The 11,568-nt window shown below is 39.3% G+C and carries 11 protein-coding genes; 10 read left to right on the forward strand and 1 reads right to left on the reverse strand.

Annotated features, from left to right (window positions below):
- The first annotated feature begins 603 nt into the window (after positions 1 to 603).
- The 8 genes from ACOT8F_RS12205 to ACOT8F_RS12240 all read left to right on the forward strand — a co-directional run bounded on the left by ACOT8F_RS12205 (position 604) and on the right by ACOT8F_RS12240 (position 9,207).
- Positions 604 to 1,149: an NfeD family membrane protein gene (locus tag ACOT8F_RS12205; RefSeq protein WP_421652194.1), complete on the forward strand. Its 546-nt coding sequence runs from the start codon at positions 604 to 606 to the stop codon at positions 1,147 to 1,149.
- Positions 1,150 to 2,709 (forward strand): flotillin family protein, encoded by a 1,560-nt coding sequence (locus tag ACOT8F_RS12210; RefSeq protein ID WP_421652195.1) that lies wholly within the window; start codon positions 1,150 to 1,152, stop codon positions 2,707 to 2,709.
- A 1,116-nt stretch (positions 2,710 to 3,825) separates the two neighbouring features.
- The gene (locus ACOT8F_RS12215) at positions 3,826 to 4,533 is read left to right on the forward strand and encodes a DNA alkylation repair protein (protein ID WP_421652196.1); all 708 of its coding nucleotides are present in this window, start codon (positions 3,826 to 3,828) and stop codon (positions 4,531 to 4,533) included.
- A gap of 689 nt (positions 4,534 to 5,222) precedes the next feature.
- A complete protein-coding gene (locus ACOT8F_RS12220) occupies positions 5,223 to 5,999 on the forward strand; it encodes a transporter substrate-binding domain-containing protein (RefSeq protein WP_421652197.1) in 777 nt (258 codons plus the stop codon).
- A gap of 111 nt (positions 6,000 to 6,110) precedes the next feature.
- A complete protein-coding gene (locus ACOT8F_RS12225; RefSeq protein WP_421652198.1) occupies positions 6,111 to 6,770 on the forward strand; it encodes an amino acid ABC transporter permease in 660 nt (219 codons plus the stop codon).
- On the forward strand, positions 6,763 to 7,485 hold the full coding sequence (locus ACOT8F_RS12230; RefSeq protein WP_421652200.1) for an amino acid ABC transporter ATP-binding protein: 723 nt from the start codon (positions 6,763 to 6,765) through the stop codon (positions 7,483 to 7,485). Before ACOT8F_RS12225 ends, ACOT8F_RS12230 begins: the two co-directional genes overlap by 8 nt.
- 75 nt (positions 7,486 to 7,560) lie before the next feature.
- On the forward strand, positions 7,561 to 8,526 hold the full coding sequence (locus tag ACOT8F_RS12235; protein ID WP_421652201.1) for an aromatic acid exporter family protein: 966 nt from the start codon (positions 7,561 to 7,563) through the stop codon (positions 8,524 to 8,526).
- 177 nt (positions 8,527 to 8,703) lie between these two features.
- On the forward strand, positions 8,704 to 9,207 hold the full coding sequence (locus ACOT8F_RS12240; RefSeq protein ID WP_421652202.1) for a L,D-transpeptidase: 504 nt from the start codon (positions 8,704 to 8,706) through the stop codon (positions 9,205 to 9,207).
- Positions 9,208 to 9,339: 132 nt separating this feature from the next.
- On the opposite strand, the gene prli42 is transcribed toward ACOT8F_RS12240, so the two are convergent.
- Entirely contained in the window at positions 9,340 to 9,432 is a 93-nt protein-coding gene (gene prli42 / locus ACOT8F_RS12245) for a stressosome-associated protein Prli42 (RefSeq protein ID WP_421652203.1), read from the reverse strand.
- A 157-nt stretch (positions 9,433 to 9,589) separates the two neighbouring features.
- Here prli42 and mce point away from each other — a divergent pair, with 157 nt between their 5' ends.
- Positions 9,590 to 10,015, forward strand: coding sequence for a methylmalonyl-CoA epimerase (gene mce, locus ACOT8F_RS12250; RefSeq protein ID WP_421652204.1), 426 nt, complete (start codon positions 9,590 to 9,592; stop codon positions 10,013 to 10,015).
- A complete protein-coding gene (locus ACOT8F_RS12255; RefSeq protein ID WP_421652205.1) occupies positions 10,005 to 11,558 on the forward strand; it encodes an acyl-CoA carboxylase subunit beta in 1,554 nt (517 codons plus the stop codon). The genes mce and ACOT8F_RS12255 overlap by 11 nt, the downstream gene beginning before the upstream one ends.
- Positions 11,559 to 11,568: the final 10 nt, after the last annotated feature.

An 11,568-nucleotide genomic window follows, 5' to 3' on the forward strand; every position in this document is an offset into this window, starting at 1 on the left:
TTGGGAATCTGGAAAAATGGCATAAAAGTATCCAAGGAAGAGGTCTGTAAAGCATTAAATTACTTAAAAATGAACAAAAAGGCATACGGATAGAGACATCCGAATGCCTTTTGTCTACAAACTGAGACTGACTTTATAGTCAGTCTTTTATATTTTGTTAATGAACAAATTTCCAATTTTAAGTAATATCTACCACTCCTAATATATTATAATGTAACTAAGATATTCTAAAAATTAAGAAGCGACGGTGTTATTTGTGGATATTATTACTAGATGTAATAGTGTACGACATATTTCCATCTTGTTGCACAGTAAATGGTTTTAAGTGGGGATTAGATCATTTTCAAGACAGAATCGTAGCGGGTTAGCAGAACACGTTTTAGGCTATTCATTAAGTAGAATCTAGGATACGACAAAAAAGGGGGTTTTGGAGTGGGAAGGGCAAAGAATATCAAGGTATCGGAAGATAAAAGATTCATATGACGACAGTATATAGTCGTAGCGGGGTTGGTAGCAAAGAAAACACGAAGCGGAGCTTTAATTTCGTAGTTAAGGGGTTGCTTATTAGTTTAGGGTTAACGGCATAAATAAGAGGAGTGAAATATGGGGCTGTCAACACTGTTTTTATCTATTTTTATTGGCACACTTGTCGTATTATTCGCCAACATTCTATTAGGCAATGTATTAGACATTCTTTTTCACATCAGTAGCGGATTATTCAACATGACATCGACCTTCTGTTTAATCGGGTTAACATCTCTGATCGGGTATGTCCTATCGATAAACACGAACCTACCAACCTTCATAATGATCACAATCGGGGTTCTTGTTGCGTTAGGGGTCACGGCCGTTTTAAACATCTTTGTATTCCTACCATTATCGAGATTGGAGAGCACCACTAGTTTCCATATCAAAGATTTGGAGGGGACAATCGGAAGAGTAACGTTAACGATTGCAAAAGATACGGTCGGGGAGGTAACAGTAAAGACCCCACTAGGGGTAGTTCCTCGAACAGCGAGAAGTTTGGATAACGAAGAGATCGTCCAAGGGGAAACAGTACTGGTCATCGATGTAAAAGACAATGTTTTCTATGTAAAGAAGTACAAACCAATGTTTGATAACGAACTAACTAAACAGGAGGATTTTTAAATGATACAAACAATTTATATCATAGCAGCAGTAGGGGTATTGTTACTAGGATTAATCACATTTCTTGTCAAAAGGTATAAAACAATTGGTTCGGATGAGGCGCTTATTGTCACAGGAAGTATGTTAGGTAGTGGAGATAATATTCAAGAAATAGGAAAAGGACGAAAAATCAAGATTGTCAGTGGTGGGGGTACACTGGTTTTACCTTTCATCCAACAAGCGAAAAAGATGACACTCACCACATACAATCTGCATATCAAAGCAGAAGCGGTCTACACACAGCAAAAGGTACGTCTAGGGGCGGTATCAAATGCAGTGGTTAAAATCGGTAGCGACCTTGAAATGATTGCGACAGCATCGGAAAACTACATGGGTAAAACGCATGAAGAAATCAGTGCGGAAATCACGTCCATCTTGGAAGGACATCTGCGAGCGATCCTTGGAAAAATGACAGTAGATCAGGCGTATAGCGACCGAGAAGCTTTTTCACGTGAGGTAAAAGTGGTAGCAGAGCCAGATCTTCATAAATTGGGGTTTGAAATTCGTTCATTCAACGTCAAGGACTATGTGGATGTAGACAAATACCTTGAAGCACAATCTCGCAAGCAAATTGCAGACGTGAAAAAAGAAGCGGAAATTGCGGAATCTGAAGCAAACAAACTGAGCCGTATCAAGCGTTCTGAAAACGAGCAAGAAGCAAAGCGGGCAGAATTGGAAAGAGCGTCCCAAACATCTGAAGCGGAAAAAGATAACGCACTTAAAATGTCACAGTTCCAAATTGAAAGAGACAAAGCAAAAGCAGATGCAGACATGGCTTACAGCCTGCAAAAAGCCATTCGTGAAAAAGAAGTAAAAGAGCAGGAAATGAACGTAAAAATCGTTGAAAAGACGAAGGATATCGAACTGCAAGAAAAAGAAAATGAACGCAGACAGCGTGAATACCATGCCAATATTAACCTCAAAGCAGATGCAGAAGCCTACGAAGTCGAGAAAAAGGCAGAAGCGGACAAGAAAAAACGCCAGTTGGAAGCAGAAGCAAAACAATATGAAATTGAAGCGCAAGCAAAAGCGGATGCTGAAAAAGTACGTCTAGCAGGGAAAGCGGACTCAGAAGCGGTTGAACTGCGTGGTAAAGCAGAAGCGAGCGTTATCGAGCAAAAGGGTATTTCAGAAGCCAAAGCGCAAACGGAAAAAGCGAAAGCGTTTGAACAGTATGGTGAAGCAGCACGACTTGAAATGATCTTGGCTAGTTTGCCGGCATTAGCGGAGCAGTTAGCAAAACCACTCGGCAATGTGGACAGCATCAAAATCATTGACACAGGTAATGGTGGGGGAGTGCAGAATCTAGCAGGTTCAGTAACAGGTATGTTCACACAGTTACAGAATACGTTAAAGGATACAACAGGTCTTGACCTTGTTGACGTCATTAACAACTATGCGGGTAAGCATAACCTGAAGGGTGAGCTGAGTGATATCGCATTCCATCTTCGTCCTGATCTACAAAAAGTAGTTGATTCAGTCAACATGCGGTCTATGTCCGATGATGGACGCGAGGGTTAACGGGTAAAAGTACAGCAATAACTGCACAAATTGGTAAAATCAAGATACCTTAATGGGATACAGAGTGGGGTTGGGAAACGTTCCTACCTTACTCTGTTTAGTAAATACAGAGTGGGGTCAGGGCATTCACCTACCTCATCAATAAAAATAATTTGATTTAGTTAGTTAGTTCTATTTTTTCCCATTCATTCAAATTAAAAGCAGAATTAATTATTGAAACAAAACTTAATGAGGTTTCTTTATATTTAGCATCGAAATATTTGACAAAGGAAAAATCAAATTTAACTAGTTTTTCCTTCCATTCATTTAAATCAATTGATGTTCTATTTATCATTTTTAAGTAGAACCATTTAAACCAACAGGCACTGTACTTTCATTTAATCTGAGTCCTTTAATGTATGCTTTATATAGTTATAGGCAGTTCTCAGTTCACTAGTTAATGGATTATTAAAAAAGTCCATTACATAGTTATAAAGCCCGTCCCTTTTAGCTACACTTAACAATCGCCCTATTTTTGCGAAGAAATGGTTTTTCCTGATAAAACAGCGATGGTATAGCTGAACAATTCTATAGAACATCAGTTACCAACGATTGATAAAGGAAATGTAATGGTTGATTAGAAACGGATGTCGGTTCATATGTATAAAAGATAAATCCATATTTTGCGGATTGGTCACTTTGAAATTCAAATAATGATTATTTAAAATAAAGATTGATAATATGCTGTTGAAGTCTTGGCAGGGTTATTTTTTGTTCCGCAATCGGGCGCAATTCTGCAGCATGAATTGTGCTCTTTCTCGCAATACCGTCTATAGTTTGGGATTTTGGTAGACAGGAAACTCTAGTTATGAGGAAAAGTAAAATAAAATTAAGATTGTGAATGAATGTACTTGACTATGGTGCACGAGTTAAAGCACCATCTGTGATAGCATTTTGATATTTGGGTAAAACACCACTACATCATGGCTTATTTTTTTTGTCTACACTCAGCAGTCCACACAATTTGAGACAGTGATTTTACTGACAGATGTAAATTGTTATAAGCTAATAGGGATGGATTTGATGGTCTAACATCTGGAATGAGTGAATTCTCCAAAAAGAAGGAAGTGTAAAACGATGAATGTACAAATGGTTATGGAGGAGCTTGAATCTCTCTCAAAGGAACGAACCAAGAAAATTTATGAATCAAATGGTGCACGCGAGCCGCTTTTTGGTGTGGCTACAGGAGCAATGAAGCCAATGGCCAAGATCATAAAAAAAGATCAAACACTGGCTGAGCAGCTTTACGAGACAGGGAACTACGACGCAATGTACTTTGCAGGCATCATTGCAGACCCTAAAGCAATGACTGAGGCCGACTTTGAGCGTTGGATGGATGGGGCATATTTTTATATGCTGTCCGATTATGTGGTTGCAGTAACTTTAGCTGAAACAGATATAGCACAAGATGTTGCTGATAAATGGATTGCAAGCTGTGAAGAGCTAAGAATGTCAGCGGGATGGAGCTGCTACTGCTGGCTTTTGGGTAATCGCCCGGACGAAGAATTTTCCGAAAGTAAGATTGCCAATATGCTTGAAATGATCGAAAATACGATTCACGACTCTCCAGAACGAACTAAATATGCGATGAATAATTTTATATACACCGTGGGCACTTCATATCTGCCGCTCCATGATAAGGCCGTCGAGACTGCAAAGGCAGTTGGCCCAGTAAAAGTCAATAAGGATAAGAAGAAAAGCAGTTTCCTGCTCGCTTCCGAAAGGATTCAAAAGGAAGTAGATAAAGGGAGACTTGGGTTTAAACGCAAATATGTAAGATGTTAAACGATAGTCTTGCTTCGCAAATAATTTACCATTAGCATCCGTATTGCTGGATAAACGTTGAACCTTATCATTTTGCATGCAGCTGTGAATAGCAGCAATCGGAATGACCCGGTAAATTACTTTTTGCTTGAGAAAATGATTGAATTGAATAATTTTGGCGGAAGTACTATATACTCATCAAAAAACGCATGACACAAAAAATGTCATGCGTTTTTTACAGCTTTAGTTGAATAGAGTAAGAGCGTGTTTTGATCAATCATTTTCAAATCACGCTCTTCTTTTTATTCATTTATCTAAGTAATGAGTATTAGTTGATCAAACTTTTTATAAAGCAGCAAATAAAACAGGTATTTGTCTGTGGAAAAGGTTAGGGGAAATTTCATTCCATAACAGAAAAATAATGAATAAAACATGAATATAAGTAAGTGAAAATTAATCTTTTATTGAAAAAAATCCCTTTGCTATTAATTGTAACATCAAGTTAATCCCCTTCACAAAGCGTTTTTATCGAAGTTTTTTCATGATTTATTTTGATAATTCTTATTGTATAAATATAAAAATGTGTTAAAATTCATATTATCGTATAAATATAAGTTTAAAAAATTCTTGATAATACAGTATTTCTGGGCGATAATAAAAGAAATTTAAGAATTTTTATAACTTTTAGAAAATTATAGGAGGAAAGGATAATGAAAAAAGGTTTTGCACTAATAGTAGCTATGGTATTTGTGATGATGCTTTCTGCTTGCGGAACATCAACAACATCAGGTTCAGGAGACAAAAAGGTGCTGAAAATGGCTACTTCTGCAGATTACAAGCCGTTTGAGTACAAAGACACTGCAAAAGGCAGCGATATTATAGGCTTTGACGTGGATTTGGTACATGCCCTGTCAGAAAAATTAGGCTATAAGGTTGAGATTCAAGATTTAGATTTTAATAGTCTCGTTCCAGCCCTTCAGTCAAAGAAGATTGATCTTGTTCTTGCCGGTATGACACCAACTGAGGACAGAATGAAAAGTGTTGATTTTACGGATGTTTACTATACAGCTCAGCATATGATTGTGACAAAAAAGGGCTCAAATATTAAATCCATACAAGATTTGAAAGGGAAAACGGTTGGCGTTCAGCTAGGTTCCATTCAAGAGGGGAAAGCGAAAGAGCTGCTTAAAAAAGTAAAATTCACTACTGAAAACCGCAACCGCATCCCTGATCTAGTTCAGGAAATCAAGGCAGGCCGTTTTGATGCAGCGATTATTGAAGATACAGTTGCAAAAGGATATTTTGAATCAGATAAAAATATTGAAGGCTTTGTCATAAATGATGATACAAAAAATGAAGCTGGATCAGCGATCGCATTCCAAAAAGGGAGCCCTTATACAAAGGAATTTAATAAAGCCCTGAAAGAAATGAAAGACAGCGGGGAATTGAAAAAATTGATTTTAAAATGGTTCGGCGGGAGCAAATAATTTCACAGGCTCAAGGAAAACGTTCAACGATTGAAGGTTGAACGTTTTTCTTTAGCCGATCATTTGCTCATTTTGCAAACCGCTGCAAAGTGAAAGGGGTGTTATTAAACAATGAATCTGGACTTTTCCGCTATAGCTCCTTCCATACCTTATATATTGGGCGGGCTTCAATTTACGCTAAAGGTTGTTTTGCTATCAACTCTTTTTTCCTTAATTATTGCTACGATTCTTGCCCTTTTCAAAATTACGACCATCAAGCCGCTGATTTGGCTTGCAGATGCGTATACCTCAGTATTCAGAGGTACCCCTCTTGTGCTGCAGCTATTAGTCATCTACTTTGGACTGCCGCAAATTCTAGGCTTTCAAATTGACCAGTACTGGGCGGCTGTCGTTGCATTTTCTCTCAACAGCGGTGCCTATATGTCAGAGGTCATAAGAGGGGGAATCATGTCGGTAGACAAAGGGCAGAGGGAAGCAGCTACTGCTCTTGGAATTCCATACAGCAAAATGATGAAGGATATAATCCTTCCGCAGGCTTTGAAAAATTTTCTCCCATCATTAATGAATGAACTCATCACATTAACGAAGGAATCAGCAATTGTTACCGTAATCGGGCTGGAAGATGTCATGAGACGTGCCTATCAGGTTGGGGCAGAAACGTATAAGTATTTTGAACCGCTCATTTTTGCTGCTCTCGTTTATTATATTTTAGTTATGCTTTTAACAATGCTAGGAAAGTTTGTTGAGAGGAGGCTGAGGAAAAGTGATTAAGACTGAAAATCTTCACAAATCCTTCGGAAAGCATGAAGTGCTGAAGAACATCAATACAACGATTAAGAAGGGTGAAGTGGTGGTTGTCATCGGCCCTTCAGGCTCAGGAAAATCGACCTTTCTTCGCTGTTTAAATCTCCTTGAAATTCCAACGAGCGGCATGGTTTGGGTGAAAGATGAAGAGATTACAAATCCTAAGACGAATATTTTAAAAGTCAGGCAGAATCTAGGGATGGTTTTCCAGCATTTTCACCTGTTCCCTCATAAAACGGTTCTTGAAAATCTCACTTATGCTCCAATGAGTGTGAAAGGGTTAAGCAAAAAAGAAGCAGAAGCCAAAGGAGAAGAGCTGCTGAAAAAAGTCGGCCTTCTTGAGAAAAGGGATGAGTATCCAAACAGGCTTTCAGGCGGCCAAAAGCAGCGTGTGGCCATTGCCCGGGCGCTTGCAATGGATCCTGAAGTTATGCTTTTTGATGAACCGACATCTGCGTTGGATCCTGAAATGGTGAAGGAAGTGCTGGATGTAATGAAAAGTCTTGCTCATACCGGAATGACCATGGCGATTGTTACCCATGAAATGGGGTTTGCAAAAGGAGTGGCTGACCGGGTACTCTTCATTGACGAAGGAATGATTGTAGAGGATGCACCTCCGGATGAATTTTTCTCTGCACCTAAACACAAGCGGGCACAAGACTTTTTAGAGAAAATGTTATAAAATAGATTCAGAGAAAAAGGTGATCACTATCGATGATCACCTTTTTTCAAGTGAAAAAAACAGGAGCTAAAACATATGGCAAAATTCAGAATTGGATATAGAACCATCAAGACAGCTCTTGGGACAGGGCTTGCTATCAGTCTTGCCCAGCTATTTCATCTGCATAATTTCCCTTCTGCAGGAATCATTACTATCCTTTGCATACAAGTAACGAAGAAAAGATCTCTTCAAGCATCATGGGCCAGATTTTTGGCCTGTTCTATTGCAATACTGTTTTCATTTGTCTTTTTTGAGCTCTTTGGATATCATCCATGGACCATTGGAGTTATGCTTCTTTTCTTTATACCGACCACAGTGCTTGCACGGATCAGTGAAGGAGTCGTAACAAGTTCTGTTATTATTCTTCACCTTTATGCTTCGCAGAATATTACCCTGGCACTTGTTCTAAATGAAGTTGCTTTAATAGTAACAGGCATAGGAGTAGCGCTTATCATGAATCTCTATATGCCAAGCGTTGATAAAAAGCTGAAGGAATATCAAATTCAAATAGAAGACCGTTTCGCTAAAATCATACAGGAAATGGAATCCTACCTTATTGTTGGCGATAGCAATTGGGGCGGCAAAGAGATAACAGAAGCTTCGATCCTCTTAAATGAAGCGAAAAAACTTTCCTCTCAAGATGTCGAAAACCGTTTTAACCGTCATGAAAATCTTTACTATCACTACTTTAAAATGAGAGAAAAACAGTTTGAAATACTGGAGAGAGTTTTGCCGATCTTAACGTCTATTTCTATTACGGTTGAACAAGGTGAAATAATTGCTGATTTTTTAAAGGATCTAAGAACTCATATTCATCCTGGCAACACAGCGCATGGCTTTTTAAGAAAGCTTCATGATATGAAAAGAGAGTTCGAAGAGATGCCTCTGCCGGAAACAAGAGAGGAATTTGAAGCGCGTGCAGAACTGTTTCACTTTGTAAAGGAAATGGAGCAATACCTTGTGATAAAAAGCACATTTAAAGGGTTAAAGCAGAAAGAATAAGCACCTCTTTTTTGGTCAAAATAATAAAAGGCTATTTTCGCACAATTTGTTGCTAGACCGGCTTCGTGGCATATTTTCTTTAACTTCGCAGTTGTATTCCAGTTTGGAATTCATTTATTCGATGAAAAAGCAGCAAAGTTTAAGAAAAGAGCCTGAGACAAAAAAGAGGTGATTGCTTTGAAATGGCTATTAGCTGCATTTATTTTTGCAGCATCTCCTATATGGCCTTTAGGAACCAGCCCGCTTCCCGGAGATCCTTATATTATTATCAATAAAGAGAAAAATCAGCTGGCCTACATAAATAACGGGTCCATTCAGAAGCTTTACCGGATTTCGACTGGAAAAGAACCGGATTTAACCCCAGAGGGTGAATTTACTGTTACTGTAAAAGCGCAAAAACCCTTTTACCGAAAGAAGAATATTCCAGGAGGGGACCCTCATAACCCTCTCGGCCCAAGGTGGATCGGCTTTGACGCAAAGGAAACCGACGGAAGAATTTACGGTATTCATGGAACTAATAACGAGAACTCTATTGGACATTATGTAACACTCGGATGCGTTAGAATGCATAATGCAGAGGTTGAAGAGTTTTATGAGAAGGTATCTATCGGGACAAAAGTATTCATTATCAAGTCAAAGAAGTCTTTTGAAACGCTTGCGAAGGAAAAAGGAGCTTTGTAAGGGGAGCAAATAGAAAGCTCGTTGGACAAACCCTGGCATTTTCACCTAATAGGGAAGAACATAAAAAAATATCGGCAAACAAAAGAGCGATCCGGCTGTATAAACCGGATCGCTCTTTTGTAACGTCATTCTTTAAAACCACGTTGAAATCCCCGCAAGTACGGTTGTCCCAATCATAATAATCAGCATAAGATAAACGAAAATTTTTTGTGTTTTGCGAGACATTTTTTTCACTCCCATTAAACAGGTAATTCTATTTTAACGGAGATTTAAAGGCTGTACAAGGTGGTTTCTCTGTCGGATCATGCACTTAAAAAAAGGATTATGACTAATTAAAGTAGAAGTAGGAAATGAATTCGTTTACAACTGGGGGAGATGGGTCATGATTAACAAAGTAGATCATATTGGAGTAGCTGTCCGTTCAATAGAGAAGGCGCTTCCATTTTATAAGGAGACGCTTGGAATGAAGGTGCTTGGCACAGAAACAGTTGACTCACAGCAAGTAAAAGTAGCTTTTATCGTATCCGGAGAAACAAAAATTGAGCTTTTAGAAGCACAGAATGAAGACAGCCCTATTTCGAAGTTTATTGAAAAACGCGGAGAAGGAATACATCATGTTGCCTACTCAGTTGCAAATATTGAAGAAAGCATAAAAGAGTTAACGGAGCAGGGAATTGAGCTAATTGACAAAAAACCTAGAGTTGGAGCGGGAGGCGCCATGATTGCTTTTTTACACCCAAAATCAAGTCATGGAGTCTTAACAGAGCTATGCGAAAAACAAAAAGGGGGAGAGCATCATGAGTTTTGATATTTATGAGAAAATAAACGAACTATATGATAAAAGAAGAGAAGTAGAGCTTGGCGGCGGGGATGAGAGAATAAACGTTCAGCATGAGAAAGGAAAGCTTACTGCAAGAGAAAGAATTGATCTTCTCGTCGATTCTGGCTCTTTTGTCGAGCTGAATCCCTTTTTGGAGCATCGCTGCAATGACTTTGGGCTGCAGGGAAAAAAAGGACCTGGAGACGGCGTTGTTACAGGCTATGGAAAGGTAAACGGAAAGCCGATTTACTTGTTTTCTCAGGACTTTACAGTGTTTGGCGGAGCGCTTGGAGAAATGCACGCGAAAAAGATTGCAGCGGTAATGGATTTAGCAGCAAAAAACGGAACGCCGTTTATAGGGCTGAATGACTCCGGAGGTGCGAGGATCCAAGAAGGTGTGGTATCATTAGATGGTTACGGGCACATCTTTTACAGGAATTCCATCTATTCAGGTGTGATTCCTCAAATATCCGTCATCATGGGTCCATGTGCTGGCGGAGCTGTTTATTCTCCGGCGATCACAGACTTTGTCTTTATGGTTGAAAAAACAAGCCAGATGTTTATTACAGGTCCAAAAGTCATTGAGACAGTAACAGGCGAAAAAATCACTTCCGAAGATTTAGGCGGAGCAAGAGTACATAATAGTATAAGCGGCAATGCTCACTTTTCAGCTGAGACCGAAGAGGAAATTCTGAGTATGGTCAGAACACTTTTGAGTTATTTGCCGCAGAATAATGAAGAAAAACCGCCAGTAGCGGTAACACACGAAGAAGAGGATTACAGGCCGGATTTAACGGATCTGATCCCTTTTGATTCCAGCAGGCCCTATGATGTCAGAACAGTGATTGAACAAATTGCCGATGAGAATTCTTTTTTTGAGGTTCAGCAGGCTTTTGCCAAGAATATTGTTGTAGGCTTTGCGAGAATAAAGGGAAAGCCAGTCGGTATTGTCAGCAACCAGCCAAAATATATGGCTGGCGGACTTGATATCGATTCCTCGGATAAGGCAGCTCGATTTATCCGATTCTGTGATTCCTTTCATATCCCGCTCATTACATTTGAGGATGTTTCCGGATTTTTCCCTGGTGTTAAGCAAGAGCATGGAGGGATCATCCGTCATGGAGCTAAAATTCTGTATGCGTATTCAGAAGCAACGGTTCCAAAAATTACGGTGATTCTTAGAAAAGCCTATGGCGGAGCTTATGTTGCGCTGAACAGCAAATCAATCGGGGCGGATCTCGTTTATGCATGGCCGAATGCGGAAATAGCTGTTATGGGACCGCAGGGAGCTGCCAACATTATTTTTGCCAGAGAAATAAATGGTAGTGAAAATCCGGAAGTAACTAGAGCAGCCAAAATAGAAGAATACCGGGAAAAGTTTGCGAATCCTTATGTAGCAGCTAGTCAAGGGATGGTTGATGATGTGATTGACCCCCGTGAAACAAGGATTAAGCTTATTCAATCCTTAGAAATGCTTGCAGGCAAAAAGGAGCAGCGCCCTTCTAAAAAGCACGGCAATATACCGCTGTAAAAAAGGCTGT

It is taken from the genome of Chryseobacillus diguaensis (genome assembly GCF_049220665.1).
Classification (GTDB): domain Bacteria; phylum Bacillota; class Bacilli; order Bacillales; family Bacillaceae; genus Metabacillus_B.